This window comes from Onishia niordana (assembly GCF_004798965.1).
In the GTDB taxonomy this organism is placed as follows: domain Bacteria; phylum Pseudomonadota; class Gammaproteobacteria; order Pseudomonadales; family Halomonadaceae; genus Onishia; species Onishia niordana.
Genome location: NZ_SDSD01000001.1, coordinates 167,982 through 185,900 on the forward strand (window position 1 = coordinate 167,982; position 17,919 = coordinate 185,900).

A 17,919-nucleotide genomic window follows, 5' to 3' on the forward strand; every position below is an offset into this window, starting at 1 on the left:
TCGGCGGCAATGGAAGTGCTCATAAGCAAAATGCTCTAGAGTGCAGTTCATCATTTGAGCCTGAAAGTGCACCCTTCCAGGCGAGAATCGATGGCACGGCGTCCTTGCCGTGCGGTATGCAGTTCGGTGAATCGATGCCTCGCAGCCAACGAGGCTCTTAGCGTTGATCGCTAGGTATTGTTGCGGTCTGACGGGCTTTCCGGTGATGCCGCTTCCGGGCGCTCCACGAAGCGCACGTTTTTGGTGGGCGCGTGGGCGTAGGCGTTTACGTCTTCGGGTTCGGCGGTGTAGCTGTCCTCATAGCCCGGTACCGACTGAGCCATCAGGTCGGGGCGGCTCCCCCAGGGGGCGGCGTTCACCTTCTGGTGATGCTCGTCGCGCAGTCGATTCAACTCCTCCTCGTCCACATTGGCGTAGAGATCGCGCCAGAAGGTGGCCGGGCGGCCGCGCTTGCCAGCCTCGTCGAAAGCCCGGGTGGTCGGGTCGAGATGACGGAACGGCTCGAGCCGGGGAATGTCCGGCAGCGGCTGGCTGACGTCCATGAAGCGGCTCAGCATGTCCCACATGGCGTAGCGCTCGGCGATGCTGCCGGTATCGGTGGAAAAAGTGAACTCCAATGGCCCCTTGACCGCCGTGTTTGGATGCGGGCTGTGCTGGGGATAGCGATGGCGTACCTTGAGGGTATGACGCTGGTTGCCCTTCATGTCAGCCGCCATCTCGATGAAGGCATCGAACTCATAGAAGGGGAAGTTGCCCCGGAAGGTCTTCACCAACCCAGAGCGGCGGCAGAAGGCGATATCGTCCGACCAGTTCTGGTTATTCTTGTAAAAATAAATACTATACTTATCAAACGATATCTTACATATAGTGGCCAGCCCACAAGCTGCAAAAACTGTTAGAGGGACTGATGCCATCTCAAGAAAAGAACCACTTCCCGGATGCAAAACCTCGCCAACAACAACAATCAACAGCAAAACGAAAGCTATTCCTGAAACAAACCACCCCCCCCCCTTCCTCCCCCCCGGCCCAATAAAACTAAGGAGATGCGTCCAGAAAACAAACCAGAACCTAAAGAAGCGGTAGATAAGGCTAATATCCTCATCGATAAACTTCGACCACCGCAATTCATTCAGATGATTAAAATCATGAAAGTCCTTCTCCCCCATGTACTTGTAGTTACGATACCAGGCTTCCGAATACTCATATTCGAACTCTGAAGGGTTGACGCCCACATAGTGCCCCCAAGGCAGGCGCGCCATATCGAAGGCGTCACCTAGCTTGCCTAGAGTTCCCTTGGGCGGCGGCGGTGCCTGCCGTGGGATACTCTCAGCAGTAAAGGCAGTGTCCTCGTACCCTTGCTGTTCTTCCGACTGCGCGGCATCTGTCATGTTCTGCCTCCTTGCTTGTTCCAGCGTTTTAGCTCGCCAACAATCCTAAGGGCACGCTACTGCCGGGGTACACGGCAGCGCGCCCTTCCAGGCGAGAATCGATGGCACGGCGTCCTTGCCGTGCCATCGGCGCCCCGGTGAAGCCAATGACAACCGTGACTCGGGAGACTCAGCGCTGTGAATCGTGCTGATCGGAAGTGTCATCCACCGTGCCCGCCGCAGGGCGGTCCACGAAACGCACGTTCTTGGTCGGTGCGTGCGCGTAAGCATTCACGTCTTCGGGTTCGGCGGTGTAGCTGTCCTCATAGCCCGGTACTGACTGAACCATCAGGTCGGGGCGGCCGCCCCAGGGGGCGGCGTTCACCTTCTGGTGATGCTCGTCGCGCAGTCGATTCAACTCCTCCTCGTCCACCTTGGAGTAGAGATCGCGCCAGAAGGTGGCCGGGCGGCCGCGCTTGCCAGCCTCGTCGAAAGCCCGGGTGGTCGGGTCGAGATGACGGAACGGCTCCAGCCGGGGAATATCCGGCAGCGGCTGGCTGACGTCCATGAAGCGGCTCAGCATGTCCCACATGGCATAGCGCTCGGCGATGCTGCCGGTATCGGTGGGAAAGGTAAATTCCAACGGCCCTTTGACCGCCTTGTTGGGATGCGGGCTGTGCTGAGGATAGCGATGACGCACCTTGAGGGTATGGCGCTGGTTGCCTTTCATGTCCGCGGCCATCTCGATAAAGGCATCGAACTCGTAGAAGGGAAAGTTACCACGAAAGGTCTTGACCAGCCCGGAGCGGCGGCAGAAGGCGATATCGTCAGACCAATTCTGATTACTCTTGTAAAAACGAATACTGTATTTCTCAAATAGGCTTTTACATATAGTAGCCACCCCGCAGGCTAAAAATACTGACAAAGGAACAGCTAGTGCATCGAAAGGAAATTTTTCACTTGGATCAAAAAACTCCAAAACTAGCAATAACGCTAGCAGTATCATTGCGATCGCTGAAATAAACCATCCCCCCCCTTGCCTCCACCAGGGCCTATATAGCTTAAACCATGTGTCCAGAAAACAAACCAGAAGCGAAAGAAGCGATAGATTAGACCGATATTTTCATCGACAAATTGTGACCAACGAGTTTCATTGAGCATCGTATAATCGTGAAAATTCTTCTCTCCCATGTACCTATAGTTACGGTACCAAGCTTCCGAATACTCATATTCGAACTCTGAAGGGTTGACGCCCACATAATGCCCCCAGGGCAGGCGCGCCATATCGAAGACGTCACCTAGCTTGCCAAGCGTGCTCTTGGGGGGCGGCGGTGCCTGCCGTGGGATACTCTGAGCAGTGAAGGCAGTGTCCTCGTACCCTGGCTGTTCTTCCGGCTGCGCAGCGTCGGTCATGTCCTGCCTCCTTGCTTGTTCTTGCGCTTTAGCTCGCCAACAAGCTAAAGGCACGCTACTGCCGGGGTACACGGCAATGCTCCCTTCCAGGCGAGAATCGATGGCACGGCGTCCTTGCCGTGCGATATGTCGTTCGGTTAATAGATGCCTAGCGGCCATCGAGGCTCTTGGCGTTGAGCGCTAGGTATCGTTGCGGTCTGACGGGCTTTCCGGTGATGCCGCTTCCGGGCGCTCCACGAAGCGCACGTTCTTGGTGGGCGCGTGGGCGTAGGCGTTTACGTCTTCGGGTTCTGCGGTGTAGCTGTCCTCATAGCCCGGTACCGACTGAGCCATCAGGTCGGGGCGGCTACCCCAAGGGGCGGCGTTCACCTTCTCGTGATGCTCATCACGCAGGCGATTCAACTCCTCCTCGTCCACCTTGGCATAGAGGTCGCGCCAGTAGGTGACCGGGCGGCCACGCTTGCCGGCCTCGTCGAAGGCTCGAGTGGTCGGGTCGAGATGACGGAACGGCTCGAGCCGGGGAATATCCGGCAGCGGCTGGCTGACGTCCATGAAGCGGCTCAGCATGTCCCACATGGCATAGCGCTCGGCGATGCTGCCGGTATCGGTGGGAAAAGTGAATTCCAACGGCAGGCCATTCCGCTTGTCCTTGCTGAACTGCGGATAGCGATGGCGCACCTTGAGGGTATGGCGCTGGTTGCCCTTCATGTCTGCGGCCATCTCGATAAAGGCATCGAATTCGTAGAAGGGGAAGTTGCCCTGGAAGCTCTTGACCAGGCCAGAACGGCGACAGAAGGCGACATCATCCGACCAATTCTGGTTGCTCTTGTAGAAACGAATACTCTGAGTTTCGAAAAGTCTTCTTAACACAGTGCATAACCCACAAACCCCCACCACGATCGCTAGCGGCGTTAGCGCTGCCAAGATGGTATCTGCGGCAAAAAGAAATAAGATGGTCCCAACCGCCGTGACGCCACTAAAAAGCCATCCCCCCCCTTTTTTTCCTCCAGGACCAATAAAACTAAAAAGATGGGAACAGAAAACGAACCAAAAACGAAAGAAGCGATAGATAAGACCGATATTTTCATCGACAAATTGTGACCAACGAGTTTCATTGAGCATCGTATAATCGTGAAAATTCTTCTCCCCCATGTACCTATAGTTACGGTACCAAGCTTCCGAATACTCATATTCGAACTCTGAAGGGTTGACGCCCACATAATGTCCCCAGGGCAGGCGCGCCATATCGAAGGCGTCACCTAGCTTGCCTAGAGTTCCCTTGGGCGGCGGCGGTGCCTGTCGGGGAATACGCTCGGCCGTGAAGGCCGTCTCCTCGTATCCTTGCTGTTCTCCCGGCTGCGCAGCATCGGTCATGTCCTGCCTCCTTGCGTAGCCTAGCATTTTAGCTCGCCAAAAATCGTAGAGGACACGAGACCCGTGGGAAACATAGCAGCGCATCTTCCCAGGTGAGAATCGAAGGGCACGGCGTCCTTGCCGAGATAAAGCTAATGACCTGAGGTTGTATAAGAATGTGTCTAAATTGCCATTCCACCTTCAAAAACCTCCATCTTTCTTTCTACATAAGGTACCTCCGACACCTTCTCCCTTATAAAGGCAACTCGCTGATTTTCTTCACCCTTTTTGCAAAACAAGGTGCGATATCCATTCTGTTTAACACCTTCACTTGTATGAAAGGTAAACCGGAGCCCAATCAGTCGACGTTTCCTCCAAAGAGCCACTTCTTCCACATCCTGCCAAGAAGCGCTGCAATGCTCTTCACCCCTCACAAGTTTTTGGTAGCTACCGGCGTTCCCCATCGACAATGCAATCAGCCCAAAACCAGCTGGGCCAACTGCACCAAGAATAAAATAAGGATTGAAGAAGGTGGCCACCAAAACGGCAACACCGGAAACTATCGCGGTCCACTTCATCACCGGCTTCACCGAATCAATCTGAGGTTTCCATGAGAACATCTCATAGCCTTTATCCGTCAACCGATAGACGATAATAGAGGTTTGATGAGTCATACTCATCACTATGGGCATCATAAGAATAGACATAACAATTAATGACATTGAATAGTCATCAACAACACCTCCCCCCTGGAAATAAATCAAAGCCCATAGACCCCCCCCTACAAGAAGGTAGGTACCCAAGAAAACCATATTCCCCACAAGGATGTTATAGTCTCTCACCCTGATTTGCCAGCTCATAACTTCGGGTTCAGCAGCACGTTCCCAGGGCATCTCAGGCACATAATTTTTTTTTGGCTGAATAAACCACATCACACAAACACCTTTTCATAAATTCTGAATATAAAATATTTAAACACTAGCCTCACCATTCATCATACATTCAAGCTGGCACCGTCAGGTTGAACATACGACCTATCGCTTGTCGAACAGGGGAATTCTCCCCCAGTTCCAGGTTAAAGCCACCCGAATCTGCCTCTTGCTTATAAAAAACAAAGTCAGCGCCATTAGTGGAGCTCAGTAGCGTCGCCGGATAATCGATCGACAGCGAGAATTCCGCCTCCGGGGCTTGTACATCGGCAGGCAACCAGGCCTGCCAGACGCGTGACTCTTGCGGGCCATAGTCCGCCGATGCCGCCAGTTCATCGGGCGAGCGCTCATTTCGATCCGCGAAATTTGCAGCCGGCGCCCAGAAACCCTGGCTCGCATTATGAGATAGCTTGAGCTTTTCCCCCGCCAGCATCGAGGGCAGCGCAATCTTGAGCCAGTACCCTTGATGAACCTGAATCGATGCCCGCCCCCGGTAGCCAAGCGTGGTCACCGGCTCCAGGCGGGCCGATGGCTGGTAGAGCAGAAAAATCAGGGACAGGTACTGATTAAAGTTAAAGCCTTGAAGAACGCTACCGCCGGGGCAGACGGCAGCGCGCCTTCCCTAGAGAGAATCAATGGGTACGGCGTCCTTGCCGTGCTTTGGCGACTCGCCGATCCGATGACGAGACCGTGGGTTATAAAGTGTGCAGTACGTCAGCGAAGCCGGATATTCTTGCGGTACTTGTCTTCTTGAATCTTCTTAATCTCGCCCTCGGTCTTGTCGCGCCAGAAACGAGGATTACGCCGACGACGCTTGTCCGCCTTGGCGGTGGTCGGATCCTTGTGACGATGGATCTCCAGGCCTGGGACGTCCGGTAGCGGCTGGGACACATCCATATAGCGCTGCAGAAAGTGCCAGCCGGCAATTAACTCCCCTTGCATCTTTGTCGAGGGAAAGAAACTCTTCATCTTCTGCGAGACACCCGTCTTAGGGTGATGAAGAATCAACGTATAGGTAGCGCTGCCCTGAGTATCGGGCGAGCTCTGCAGGTAGGCATCGAATTCGTAGAATGGGGCTTCGACACGCTTCTTCCACGCTTTCTTTGGATTATAGAGGGTCAAGTTCCCTGTTTGTCGATCAGCTTTCCACACTGGACCTTTACGCAGACCAAGAAAGATATCTGGGCGTTTCTTTTCCAGAAAATCACCGACCTTCCAAAAAAAAACGGAAGCCAAAAAAATCGGAGAAAGCAAGAAAAAAAAACCCTCCACGACTTCCAGGTAATCCTTAAAATCAAACCCTTTTGTCGGCAAATATAGCAAATATATTAAGAGAAAAAAAACAAAACCAATGGCCGATATATATGAAAAGCCTTTTCCAAAAGCAGTAGCCATATAAAAAACAACCGCTGTCGTCTTGTAGTTTGGCGGCATCATGGCCTGATGATCATAGCGAGCCTTGAGCTGTTTAAAGATAGCTTCACCTTCAACACCAGAGGTCTGGCGTTTCTCCTCCTCGACTTCTGCCATCTCGATATGACTAGGATCGTACATTTCCTTGGGACCGGTATCCTGGGTCTTGCGATCCCAAGACAGCCGGCTGCCGAAGATTTTCTCGCGTTCGGGATTCTCCTCCTCCCAGTTCCTACGCTGATCGGGCGTATAGGCCGTGTCGGCGTAGTAGCCGTCGAAGGTCTCGTTAACGGACATCGAGGGTTTCCTTGATCCAGTAATCGTCAGGGTCGCTCAGTACCACGGCACCATCATCCAGCGGCGCAGGCGCGGGGAAAATATGCGGCAACAAAGGCGGGCGCCGCGCAGGCTCCCTGAACTGCAAGCGAACGTCCCAGCGGTAGGACGCGAAGCTGCCGAAGCCGTGCCGCCGCTCAGTAGCGGGAGCAGGCGTGTGCAGAAAGTAACTAATCTTGTAGTGCCCTATCCGGGTCAGAATTGGATGCCGTCGCGTGGTAGCGCTTCGCTCCCAGATGGTCCCTGACGGCGAGCTAGTACGCGTTCCCAGCACGCGCTCCAACACCACGTTGTCTTCGAGTTCGCTTCCCATTCCAGGCAGGGCACTGCGCACCTCAATGGCGGTATTGATATCCTGCAGGCTGTCCTGCATCTGCCAGACACTACCTCGCATCAGGTTCATGCTGGATGTCTCGGCGCGCCGTATCTTCGACAGCAAGGCATCCCGTTCCACCACCGAGACGCGCCGCGCCGTGATCTGGATATTGGCTAGAACGCCCTGCAGGCGATAGTAAGCTTCCACCGGCTCCTGCAACCAGGGTGCATCATCGCGCTGGTCCCCGAAGGGGCCGTGCTTCAACCACTGCTCCATGGGGCCATCCATCAGCAATATGCCGGAGACACCGCCTCCCAGGAGTAGGGCCAGACCGATCCAGCCCACCGGGCCACCGAAGACCATCAACAGCGTCGCACCGGTGGCAGCGGTGGCGAAGGCGATGCCCGCATCCGTATCCCCTTCATCGAAGCGTTCGAAGGCTTCCCAAGTCATGGTGATGGCCAGCAATAAAGCTGAGCCCTTCGCCACCAGCCAGTTGACGGTGATGAGCTCAGGGAACAGCCTTGCGATAATACCGCCCCCTTGGTTCCGCTTTAACACCTTTTGGCTGATTTCGCTGACTCTAGCAATGGGCTGAGGAGCCTGATGACGCTTTGTTATGTAGTCACTTATATTTAACCCTGCCAGTCCAAGATCCACCAAGGCTGAAAATGCATATAGCCCAGACTTACTTACCGCTCCCTCTTTTGAAGCTGCTAACAAGCTCTGATGCAAATTTATCGCTTCAACAACAACCAGAATATACGGCAGCTTGGTTACCTCGGCAGCCCGTTCCGCAAAGCCAATACGCTGCCGCCCCTGACGCGCCATATGGGCTGCGTTGGAGTCGGCATCGACGACAATAAAACGAATCTCCCTGGCCTCACCCAGCTCGGCCATCGAACGCAACCGCTGCCGATTGGTGCCGCCAGTCAGAATCTCTTCACCATTCTCCGTGCGGAACACCTCGCCATAGAAGCGGCGGTGATGGTTGCTGGCGAGGTATTCTCGCTCGGCCTTGTCGAGACCGAAGGTGAGCCCCGAGGCCACATCTTCCACACCCAGGATCACCTTGCGGCCGAGATCCACCTCGCCGAGCGGCTGGAAGGTCAGCTCACCGATCAGATTTGGCAAGGCACTACGCGAGGCATTGAAGGCCGGCAGGTAGAGGCGTGCTTTCATGGCAGTCCGCTCGCCCTCTTCTGCCACCTGACTGAGCAGGTTCTTGCCGCTCTCGGCGATCTTGCCAAGAATCCCGTCCAGGGTATTGGCCCAACGCTTGAGCTCGCCCGTGCCACTGCTGTTGGCCGCCATGGCCGCGGGCAGCGCCGCCCACCAGGCCTGCAGTTCATCCGGTGCCGGCGGCTCGGAACGCTCACCTTCCTGTGATAGTGCCAACGCGCGGAAGAGGCCGCTGCCGTCGTTGATTTCGTTCTCGGGGAGTACGAAAGGCGCATCCACCGGGTGCGCCTCGGCATCCGGGAAGCACATGGCATGTAACGGCTCGCTGCTGCCCTCCTCCAGCAGTCGCTGCAAGGTATGGGCGGCCTTCTCGGTCTGGGGCGTCCCAAACTGGTCGGCGATATCACCATCCCACAGGGTATCGCTGCGCTGGCGATCCATGCTCAGGCAGGTGAAGCACAGCTGCGACAGGTAGAACCCCGCCAGGTAATCGCCGCCCTCCAGGCTGAAGAGGTCACCCAGTACTAACTGGGTCTCATGATCCCCGATCAGTTCGGCCAGCCGGCCCTGGTGGGACTCCCAGAGTTCATGCGCTATGTCGCGCGCCAGGGTAGCGACGGCAGTATGGAACTTGCCGGCCCGGTAATTGAGCGCCTCGCCGTCGGCGACGTCGTGATAGGGGTTCTCCTGGCCTCGAATGCGCTGGGGCATGACGCGCTTCTGCAGCATAACGGCACTGCGATGGTGCGGTTGCTGAGCACAGTGCTCCAGCAACAGCGATAGGTAATGCTGGGCGAGCTGCGTCTGCTCCAGGGCATGACTCAGGTCAAACAGGGTATCGTTCAGTACCAAACCGGGGATCTCCCGGGCTCGGGCATCCGCCAGCACATCACTGCCGGCAGGCGCTGCCTCCTTGAGGGCCGACCCGCCCCCATCGCTCTCATTTTCGCTCGTCGGCCTACCTTCGGCACAGATGCTTTCCATGGCCGCGGCCCTTAGCCCGGCCTCCAGGGCCAGGGGGGAGTCGGACATCTTGGCCTTGTTCCAGGCCCCACTGATGGCCTCGCTGCCGCCCGCGGCGAGCTGGCGCTGCTCGGCCTCCGCCTGAGCATAGCGGGAAGAGACGACCTCACCGCTCAGGTCTTCGGTCCATAGGGGCGGATGGGCAATGCGACGCTCCAGCCCAGGACAGCGTTCGCGCTGCACCGGTAATGTCGAGGCGGACAGTAACCGACCGCTGCGAACGTCATCCCTCGGATGGGAGAGCGATACGGACTGAAAGCGCCGCTGGCGCTCGCTGTCGTTGGCCTCGAGGTAGTTCAGGCGCGGCGCCGACCACTGGACCTCGGAAAAGGCCACCCTGACCGCCGATGAGAACCAGGCGAGGTCCTTTCGAGCCGGCAGCCATACTTCGCTCAACGGCGTACCGACACTCTCGCGGCAGTTGTCGGTATAGAGGCCCTCGCCATCGCGGTGGCGTGACAGGTCGACATCCCGAAACTCCCACTGCCCCTGGTCGGTGATCGAGACCTCGATCTCGCGCCAGATGGCGCCTCGGTAATGGATGTACAGATAACCTGAGCGCACCGGCAAGGCATGCGACTCACCATCCCGCAATGATGCCCAAAGCGCCATTGGCATCACGGGTTGCACCACGTGATGCTGCCACGTGGTCTGGTGGGGATGCTCCTGCCAGGGCGTCTCGCTGACCTCCCGAAAAAGCGGCACCTGGATGGGGGTACCCTGCTCAGAAGCGATTTCCAGCCATACATTGCGGGACGGTTCGTCGGTCCAGTCCCAGCCATGGATATGGCTCACGGGATCGGCCACGTCTTCCTCTTTCAGCCGTTCGGCTATCGCCGACTGTTCCTGTTGATCCTCGAGATCATAGAAGACGAAGCGATGCCCTTCGGGATGCTGCTTACCCATGACTTGAATAAAGAGTTTCGGGGGTTCACATGCCTTGTGTTGACTGAGTTCCTGGCTCATCGGGCGCTCCGTTTCCCATGATCTACGATTGGCTCTCGCCATGTCTCCCAACGCTGCTTAAGGGATACGTCCTCGATCCTCGCCAGGAGGTCTTCGGCTGGCCATTTTCGACTGTCCGCAAAGAATTTCCGTCGCTGATCGGCCGGTATCCCCTGAGTTTCGGCTAGCTGGAAAGCGGCCCAAAAGTGTCGACACGATTCGGCCTCCTCCAGACGATCGCCGGGCCGCCGGTAGATCCGCCAGTCGCGCTGCTGGCGCATGTAGACCTCAAGGGCACGTTCCTGGCTGCTAGAGAGTGGGATCGGCGATGACGAGTCGCTCGGCGATACTGACGTTTCCTGAACGTCACCTGTCCCGAAGCCATACCAGCCGAGCCCGACGTCCGCCTGCTGGGCTAGGGTTCCGCCGAACCAGACCCAACGCTCCAGCGGTCCCAGCCACTCGGCACCGGGCTGCGCTTCCGGGGAGAACAGCACGGCGGCCACGGCCGGATGATAGAAGCGCACCATGCCGAGTCGCTCGCCATAGAAGCGCACGGCCAGGCAACGGCGCAGGTGATCCAGGACCTCCGCCTCGGCGGCGTGGCTTGTCACCAGGATACCCGGGAAACGTCCGCCGACGGGGTCTTCCCGAAAAATCTGGAACAACTCACTGCGCAAGCTATCTACACGGATGACCAGCGGGCTGTACTTCAGGAAGCCGGAATAAGGAGTTTCCAGGAAGAGCCACTCGTATTCGGGCGTCGTCGACAGCTCATACAACGCCTTCAGGGTCGCCCCTGTTTCCTCGAGCAGCAGCCAGCGGCCGGCACCATCGTCAAGCAGTGCCTCCAGCTTATCCACGCGCGCCGCCTCCATCAGGAGGCCGCATTACGGCAGGGGCAATCGCTCAGCGGACAGCTGCCGTCCATCTGCTTCTGACAGCGTTCCACCAGCGGAATGTCGTCCGCCATGGCCTGATCGAGACGCTTACCGAACACCGGCCCCATGGTGGTGTCCTCATGCGTCTCCTCCGTCGCTTCTCCCGGCAACGTCGGCGCCTGGGCGCTCTGGCCGGTGCCGCTGCCGGGGCTGCCGCCGGAGTTGATCTTCACACTCGGGCCGACGATGGTCACGCCACTGGGATCGAGCTTCACGAAGCTGCCGCCTGCCTTCAAGGTGATCTCTGCGCCGGCCTCGACTACTACCTTCATGCCGGCCTTGTGGTGCACCTCGCTGCCGGCCTCGACGAGCTGGGAACGGCCGATCTTCTCGTGGCGGGTCTGGCCCACGCTCAAGTGGTCGTCGCCGTCGATCTGGCTGCGGCGTTCGCCGTGCACGGTGAGGTGGTCGTCGCGGTCGAGCTCCTCGATGCGGTCGCGCTTGACCTTGAGGTGGCTGTCGCGGCGGATCTCTTCGGTGCGGTCGTTCTCGGTCAGCAGTTCCAGGTCCTTCTGGGCGTGCAGCCAGATCTGTTCCTGGTCGTGCTGGTCCTCGAAGCGCAGCTCGTTGAAGCCCTCGCCCTGGTGGGTCTGGGTGCGCAGCACGGTGCGGGTCTTGTGCTCGGGCAGCGAATACGGCGGGGTGTTGACCGCGTGATAGGTACGGCCGGTGATCAGCGGCTGGTCGGGGTCACCTTCCAGGAAGGAGACGATCACCTCGTGGCCGATGCGCGGGATCGCCATCATGCCATAGCCGCCGCCGGCCCAGCCCTGGCTGACCCGCAGCCAGGCGCTGGCCGTTTCATCGGGCGCTGCGTAGCGGTCCCAGGGGAACTGGCAACGCACGCGGCCGTGCTCGTCACAGTGGATCTCTTCGCCCTCGGGGCCGACCACGAAGGCCACCTGGGGACCGTCAACCCGCGGTTTGGGCTGAGGTGCGGGGCGCCAGGCGGCGTCGTCCGGGGTCAGCGCGAGGCGGTTGTGGTAGCGGGTCATGGCTTCCGCGCCTGCCCGATCTCGCAGGCCTTGCGCCTGAACAGCATCCTCCTCCAGGGCCTGGGGCTGCTCGCCCTCGTGAATCACGCTGACCACTTGCCAGCCGCGATTGAAGTCGCCGACGTCGTGGTCGGCCAGGCTGAAGCGCGTGCCCGGGGAAAGCTCGGGCAGGTCGCTCTCGCCGTTGAGCGTCAGGGCGTCGTGGCGCAGGTGCTCGAGGCGGTGGCGGGTGAAGGCCTGGCCGGAGGCGTCGGCCTTGTAGCGGCCCGGATAGTCGTAATGTTCATAGTCTTCGCGCTGGCTGTGCTGCTCTAACCCTTTGCCCTGCTGGTCGTGGAGCTGGCCATAAGCGGGCTGCTTGAAGCTGTAGTCCTTGAGCTGGGCGCGGGCCGGGCGTACTCGGGCGGTCTGGGTCAGTCGCCGCAGGTGGCGCTTGGGCGCGCTGCCGCCGGCGCGATGATGATAGGTGCGCTCACCGAGCCCGGTGAGCACCTGAGGATCGTCGGCGAACACCAGGCGGTGGGCCCCAAGGTCGGCATCCTCGAACTCATGGAAATAGAAGAGCCCTTCCTCGGCGGCCAGGCGCTCGATGAAGTCGAGATCGGTCTCGCGGTACTGCACGCAGTACTCGCGCTCCTCGGGCTCACGAGTCACCGCGAAGGCCACATCGGTGAGGCCGCGCTCCTCGCACAGGGTATTGATGATGGTCAGCGGCGAGACGCGCTGGAAGATCCGCGCATTCTGGCGCAGCGAGAGGCGCCACAGCGAGGGGCGGATCACCACCTCGTAATGGCTGCGGCGATGGCCGCGGTCGCCGCGCCCGAACTCGGCCACGATGCCGTGAACGCGGCGCTGGGCCACGCCGTCCTGCCACACGGTGAGGCTCGCCGGGCGGTCGAGCAGCGCCTCGGGAGAAAGATCGGCGACGCGGCTGGCGAAGCGCACCCGCAGATGAAAAGGCGCCGAGAGCGCCTCTTCCTGGGTGAAGTCGATCACCGAAAGCTTGGCCTCGCCGGACTCAGCAGAGACGCCGGCGAGGCTCAGGGTAAATTGCAGTCCGCTGCGGTCGGCCATGTCAGCTGCCCTCCCCGCTGGCGCTGCCGATCACCACGCCGCCGCAATCGACGGCATGGCCGGTCAGAGCGGCTGGCTTGCCGTCGATCAGGATGCTGCCCGAGCCCCCGGCGATGGCGCGCGGGTGGGGGCCGTGGTCCGGCTTGTCATGGGGGGCCAGGGGGTCTCCCTGGCGGGCCACGGGCTTGCCGTCAATCATCGTCGTCGGGCTACCGGCGGTCACCGGCGTGGGGGGAAAGCCCTCGTGGTCGGTACCCTGATCCCCCAGCAATACGAACTTGCTTCCCATGCGTCGTCCTCCTGCCAATGCGCGTCGCCGTTCAGGCGCCGCTTGTGCGTTCGCGTTGATCATTCCACTGCGCTGGGGCCTCGAAGCTCGCTACCCCGGCGGCATCCATGTGCATGCGCCGAAAGCCTGCCGCCTCGAGGCTTGCTGGCGCGCCCCCTACCAGTGGCAAGCGGGTCTGCAGGGGTGTGCCCTTGAGCTCGCGGCGGGCCGCCAGCAACAGCCGGGCCCCGTGGCCGCGGCCCTGCCACTCGGGGGCGATGAAGAAGAAGCGCAGCTGCCAGGCGGCCTCGTCATCGCGCCGGCAGACCAGCACCATGCCAAGCACCGGCCCCTCGCCGTGGCGCAGGGCCAGCAACCGGCCCTGCCAATGCGCGACCGTGCCCGACTCGCGCTGTAACCAGAGGCCACGATGGACCACGAATTCCAGCGAGCGACGCAGGGTCTCGAGACGCGCCTCGTCGCGCAGCACCCAGGGCGAAAGCCCTTCGACCTCGGCGCGCTCTGCTGCCTTCAGCAACAGCGCGATGTCGTCGGGAGCGGCGGGCACCAGTGCCGGTGCCGCCTCCTCGTTGGCCGCCTTCTCCTCCGCTGCCGCGGAAGCGGGCGACTCGCTGGGCTGGGCCGAGGCCGCGCCCATCCATCGTTTAAGTGTCGCCAGCATCGTGCTGTTCTCCTTCGGCATAGAGGGCCGTGGGCAGGCCAAAGCCCGCGGCCGGTGACCGGGTGAAGGGATTGCGGGGCCCGTCGGCGACCAGGCGATAGCGCATGCTGCCACCATCGACCCGGAAGCTGAGTTCCAGCTCGCGCTCGCTGGCGCCGATCAACTGCGCCTCATCGAGCAGGCGGAACCAGGCCCAGGGCCCGTCGCGGCGCAGGGTGCGCGGTGAGCGATTGATCTCGCTGGGCACCAGGGTGACGCGGCTCTCGTTGCTGTCGCGCAGGCCATTGGGCCAGATCATCGGCACGCGGCGGCTGGCACCATGGGCATAGTCGATCAGCTGGCCATCGACGCTGATCACCCCGCGCCGCTTGTCGGCGCTCAGGCTGAGCGGCTCCAGGCTGAAGGCCACGTCGAGCACGCCGTCACGGTTGAGGTAGGCCTCGCGAATCCGCTCGGCGCGCTGCACGGCATCAAGTACTCCCTGACGCAGCAGCGAATTGCCTTCGTCGTTACGCAGGACCTCGGGGGCGCCCTCGATGAACGGCTTGAGGTTACGCTCATAGAAGGTATCGAGGATGCCTTCGTCGGCGAAGAAAGCCTCGAAGTCGGCCAGCGCCACCTCGCGAGAGGCCTGCGGTGCCAGCGGGTAGCGACCAGCCAGGCGCTGCTGGAAGGGCACCACGACTTCGTCGATCCACTGGCGCTCCAGGTGACGCACGGCGCTCGCCATCAGCAGCTGCCAGCTCTGATCGGCCAGGCTCTCGAGCATGCCGCCTACCGGCGCCGGGGTATCCTCGGCGATGCGCTCGAGGCGGGCGATGGGGTCTTCACCCTGCAGAGAGAGGCGATCCCTTGCCAGCAGGAAGGCACGGCGGCCACGGTCGCTGGCTTCATCTACCTGACGCAGATAGTCGCGCAGCTCGGCGATAGCGCCCTTGATCTCGTCGAGATTAGAGGGGTTGTCGCCCTGTGCCTCGGTCAGCTCATTGAGCGCCGCGAAATGGCGCTCGATCTCGCTGGCCAACTGATAGCGCGGTGAGCGCTGCAGCACCTGGCGAGCGGCGGCGTCATCCTCCGGCAGTTCGGGGTAGAGCTGCGTTTGCTCTGTCACTTCACCGAGTAAACGATCCAGCGGACGACTGGCGCCGAGCAGGCCATCGGCGACCAGCACCGCCTGGTGGATATCCGGCAGCGGCACCAGGCGAATATCGGCCAACGCCTCGCGCCAGGTAACGTGGTAGTCACTGATGTATCGCTCGCGCAGGGCTTCCTGCAGACGGCGGCGGTCGGCATCGCTGAAGTCGATGTCATCGCGCTGGCCGAGCACCCAGGTATCGATCAAGGCCAGCTCGGTCGCCTGATCCAGCTTGTCGAGGAAATAGCCTTCGAAACCACTGCGGGTCAGCAGCGGGGGGATGCGCACCTTGTCGGGATCGTCGTTGCGAGCCATGAAGACCAGGTTGAAGGCCGGGCCGACGCTGGAGCGCAGGTCCAGTACCGCGGCGCTGCGCCGGGAAATACCAGCCTTGAGCGAGGCATAGACACGCTCATACATCGGCTGGCGAGCAAGCTCCTGCTGCGCGGACGCGATGCTGCCCTTGAGCGGCGCCATGGCCTTTTGGGCACCGGGTTTACCCTCCTGCGCGTGGCCAGCCAGGTCGGTGTAGGCCAGGGCATAGTCGAGATGTTCCAACAGCCGGCGCTGCACATCGCCGCGGGCCGGGAAGTCCGACTGCCAGCGATCCGCCATGAACTCGTGGACGCGCTCGGGCTGGCGACCGCTGGCATCGGACATCATGCGCAGGATACGCAGCAGCGCCAGCTTGTCGTTGCTGCCCGCCGGGGCGCGGTTCATGTCGTCCATGATGCCGATCATCAGCGCCGGCAGGAACTGCTGCTCGAGCAGCCGCAGGTAGGCATTATCGACCTCGACGCCCAGCTGGTGTCCCTGATAGAGGCCCATATCGGCCAGTAGCCAGGGTCGCGACCGGTAGTCGCCGAACTCATTCGTGGCGCCGAGCAGACGATCCAGCGGTTCGAGCAGCGCATAGCCGGTGGGGTCGTCGCTATTCCAGTCGCCGGGGCGTACCTCGAGGAAGGACTCGGCCTTGTCTTCCACGGCCGCCAGCGCCTGGCTGTTCTTCTCATAGAAGTGATACCAACCGCCAACCAGCAAGGCACCAACAATCACACAGGCCATGGCACTGACGCGACGGGCACGCCGCCGGCGCCGTGCGGCCCGGGCATTGTCGCCGGCGAGCCCCGACTCGGGATAGATGACGCGCTCGAACAGCTCCTCTGTGAAGTAAAGCGCCGAGCGCGTCGCCCGGTGCGCCGGCTGCACGCCATCGGTCATGCCGTAGCGCCGCGCGGCGGCATCGACGAAGGGGTCTTCAGGCACGCCCTGCTGATAGACCGAGGTGAAGTAGGCACCGCGCACCAGCGCTGCGGTGGAAAAGCGATCGCTGGAGAGCGCCTCGCCGAGGAAGCCCTTCAGGACATCACGCAGCCCGGCAAGCTGCCGAACGAAGCGGAACACCGACTCGCGCTCCTCGCGGTCGCGACATTCGGCCAGCAGGGTCGGCAGGGTCTGGTTGAGCCGTTCGAGCATGCCGTCGTAGGCGTCGACGAACTCGTCTTCCCAGCGACCGGGCTTATCGAGGGAGGCCGCCGAGAAGGTGAAGCCAAGCGGGGCGCGCCGCGCATCCCGGGAGTAGTGACGGAAGAAGTCATCGAAGCCGTGCAGCAGGTCCATCTTGCTGAAGGTGACATAGACCGGCAGCCGGCTGCCGTGGCGTTCCATCAGCTCACGAAGCCGCGCGCGCAGCAGCGAGGCATAGGCCTTGCGCACCGCCACCTGGGCATCGCTAAGGCGCGCCAGGTCGAGCACCAGCACCACGCCGTCCAGCGGCCGACGCGAGCGGTGGCGCTCCAGCCAATCCACGAAGTGATCCCACAGCCGGCTCTCGAGCTCTGCCGGCTCACCGCCCTGCAGCGCGCCCTGCGTCAACAGCTCGCCGTCGGGGTCAATCAGCACCGCCTTGTCGCCGATCCACCAGTCGAAGCCCAACCGGCCACGTTTGCCCTGGCCGGACGCCTTCATCACATGGGTCAGGGCGAAGTTCTGGCCCGAGCGATTGACCAGACTGGTCTTGCCGGCGTTTTCCACGCCCATGACCAGGTACCAGGGCAGCTTATAACGCGCGTTGCCGCCACCGCCCAGGCTGTCGGTGAGTTCTTGGAGGGTGGCGTCCAGGCTCTCCTCCTGGCGTTCGATCTGGCCGAGCACCGGGTCGAGCTGACGCTGATCCTCGTGGCGACGTTCGTCATTAAGAGCGCGCAGCCGCCGAGCCAGGCGGATACCCCATACCACCGCTACCACCCCGGCGAGCGCCAGGGTCGCCAGCAGGCGATTGACCCAGGATTCAAGGGGCCGGCTACCGAAGACCTCCCATTGTGGTCCCAGCCACCAGATCGCCACCAGCAGGGCGATCACCAGCAGCCACCACAACCAGGCGCCCAGGCGCTTCAGGCCTTTCGCCTTGTTGGCGTGTCCGCGAGCCTGGTTGAGCTGGCTGTCTGCCTGGGACATGCCCGGCACCCAGCGGCTCATACCGGCCTTCAGTTGTTTCCACATGCGCCTTGCTCCCTTGTTCCTGTCGATTCCTTCATATCGCCGCAC

Annotated in this window: 13 protein-coding genes; all 13 read right to left on the reverse strand. The window is 60.8% G+C overall.

What is annotated here, in order from left to right:
* Positions 1 to 170 precede the first annotated feature (170 nt).
* Positions 171 to 1,388 (reverse strand): hypothetical protein, encoded by a 1,218-nt coding sequence (locus ETC27_RS00750; RefSeq protein ID WP_136253085.1) that lies wholly within the window; start codon positions 1,386 to 1,388, stop codon positions 171 to 173.
* A gap of 169 nt (positions 1,389 to 1,557) precedes the next feature.
* Entirely contained in the window at positions 1,558 to 2,373 is an 816-nt protein-coding gene (locus ETC27_RS00755; protein ID WP_136253086.1) for a hypothetical protein, read from the reverse strand.
* Positions 2,370 to 2,780, reverse strand: coding sequence for a hypothetical protein (locus ETC27_RS00760; protein ID WP_136253087.1), 411 nt, complete (start codon positions 2,778 to 2,780; stop codon positions 2,370 to 2,372). Before ETC27_RS00760 ends, ETC27_RS00755 begins: the two co-directional genes overlap by 4 nt.
* A 180-nt stretch (positions 2,781 to 2,960) precedes the next feature.
* Positions 2,961 to 4,154: a hypothetical protein gene (locus tag ETC27_RS00765; RefSeq protein ID WP_136253088.1), complete on the reverse strand. Its 1,194-nt coding sequence runs from the start codon at positions 4,152 to 4,154 to the stop codon at positions 2,961 to 2,963.
* A 161-nt stretch (positions 4,155 to 4,315) separates the two neighbouring features.
* A complete protein-coding gene (locus ETC27_RS00770; protein ID WP_136253089.1) occupies positions 4,316 to 5,065 on the reverse strand; it encodes a hypothetical protein in 750 nt (249 codons plus the stop codon).
* Positions 5,066 to 5,135: 70 nt separating this feature from the next.
* Complete coding sequence (locus tag ETC27_RS00775) at positions 5,136 to 5,573, reverse strand: hypothetical protein (protein WP_136253090.1); 438 nt, start codon at positions 5,571 to 5,573, stop codon at positions 5,136 to 5,138.
* Between the two features lie 203 nt (positions 5,574 to 5,776).
* Positions 5,777 to 6,772 carry a hypothetical protein gene (locus ETC27_RS00780; RefSeq protein WP_136253091.1) on the reverse strand — a complete coding sequence of 332 codons (996 nt, stop codon included), beginning with the start codon at positions 6,770 to 6,772 and terminating at the stop codon, positions 5,777 to 5,779.
* Entirely contained in the window at positions 6,762 to 10,298 is a 3,537-nt protein-coding gene (locus ETC27_RS17500) for a toxin VasX (protein ID WP_240724743.1), read from the reverse strand. The genes ETC27_RS00780 and ETC27_RS17500 overlap by 11 nt, the downstream gene beginning before the upstream one ends.
* Positions 10,295 to 11,140: a DUF4123 domain-containing protein gene (locus ETC27_RS00790; protein WP_168709001.1), complete on the reverse strand. Its 846-nt coding sequence runs from the start codon at positions 11,138 to 11,140 to the stop codon at positions 10,295 to 10,297. The genes ETC27_RS17500 and ETC27_RS00790 overlap by 4 nt, the downstream gene beginning before the upstream one ends.
* A gap of 14 nt (positions 11,141 to 11,154) precedes the next feature.
* A complete protein-coding gene (locus ETC27_RS00795) occupies positions 11,155 to 13,287 on the reverse strand; it encodes a type VI secretion system Vgr family protein (RefSeq protein WP_136253093.1) in 2,133 nt (710 codons plus the stop codon).
* A gap of 1 nt (position 13,288) precedes the next feature.
* A complete protein-coding gene (locus ETC27_RS00800) occupies positions 13,289 to 13,576 on the reverse strand; it encodes a type VI secretion system PAAR protein (protein WP_136253094.1) in 288 nt (95 codons plus the stop codon).
* Between the two features lie 31 nt (positions 13,577 to 13,607).
* Positions 13,608 to 14,237 carry a GNAT family N-acetyltransferase gene (locus ETC27_RS00805; protein WP_136253095.1) on the reverse strand — a complete coding sequence of 210 codons (630 nt, stop codon included), beginning with the start codon at positions 14,235 to 14,237 and terminating at the stop codon, positions 13,608 to 13,610.
* A complete protein-coding gene (gene tssM, locus ETC27_RS00810) occupies positions 14,221 to 17,874 on the reverse strand; it encodes a type VI secretion system membrane subunit TssM (protein ID WP_136253096.1) in 3,654 nt (1,217 codons plus the stop codon). The genes ETC27_RS00805 and tssM overlap by 17 nt, the downstream gene beginning before the upstream one ends.
* Positions 17,875 to 17,919: the final 45 nt, after the last annotated feature.

What these genes read in the sequence shown, in the direction of transcription:
- ETC27_RS00750 (WP_136253085.1), bottom strand. Translation starts at nt 1,388, where the DNA reads ATGACAGATGCCGCGCAGTCGGAAGAACAGCAAGGGTACGAGGACACT.
- ETC27_RS00755 (WP_136253086.1), bottom strand. Translation starts at nt 2,373, where the DNA reads ATGATACTGCTAGCGTTATTGCTAGTTTTGGAGTTTTTTGATCCAAGT.
- ETC27_RS00760 (WP_136253087.1), bottom strand. Translation starts at nt 2,780, where the DNA reads ATGACCGACGCTGCGCAGCCGGAAGAACAGCCAGGGTACGAGGACACT.
- ETC27_RS00765 (WP_136253088.1), bottom strand. Translation starts at nt 4,154, where the DNA reads ATGACCGATGCTGCGCAGCCGGGAGAACAGCAAGGATACGAGGAGACG.
- ETC27_RS00770 (WP_136253089.1), bottom strand. Translation starts at nt 5,065, where the DNA reads ATGTGGTTTATTCAGCCAAAAAAAAATTATGTGCCTGAGATGCCCTGG.
- ETC27_RS00780 (WP_136253091.1), bottom strand. Translation starts at nt 6,772, where the DNA reads ATGTCCGTTAACGAGACCTTCGACGGCTACTACGCCGACACGGCCTAT.
- ETC27_RS17500 (WP_240724743.1), bottom strand. Translation starts at nt 10,298, where the DNA reads ATGAGCCAGGAACTCAGTCAACACAAGGCATGTGAACCCCCGAAACTC.
- ETC27_RS00795 (WP_136253093.1), bottom strand. Translation starts at nt 13,287, where the DNA reads ATGGCCGACCGCAGCGGACTGCAATTTACCCTGAGCCTCGCCGGCGTC.
- ETC27_RS00800 (WP_136253094.1), bottom strand. Translation starts at nt 13,576, where the DNA reads ATGGGAAGCAAGTTCGTATTGCTGGGGGATCAGGGTACCGACCACGAG.
- ETC27_RS00805 (WP_136253095.1), bottom strand. Translation starts at nt 14,237, where the DNA reads ATGCTGGCGACACTTAAACGATGGATGGGCGCGGCCTCGGCCCAGCCC.
- tssM (WP_136253096.1), bottom strand. Translation starts at nt 17,874, where the DNA reads ATGTGGAAACAACTGAAGGCCGGTATGAGCCGCTGGGTGCCGGGCATG.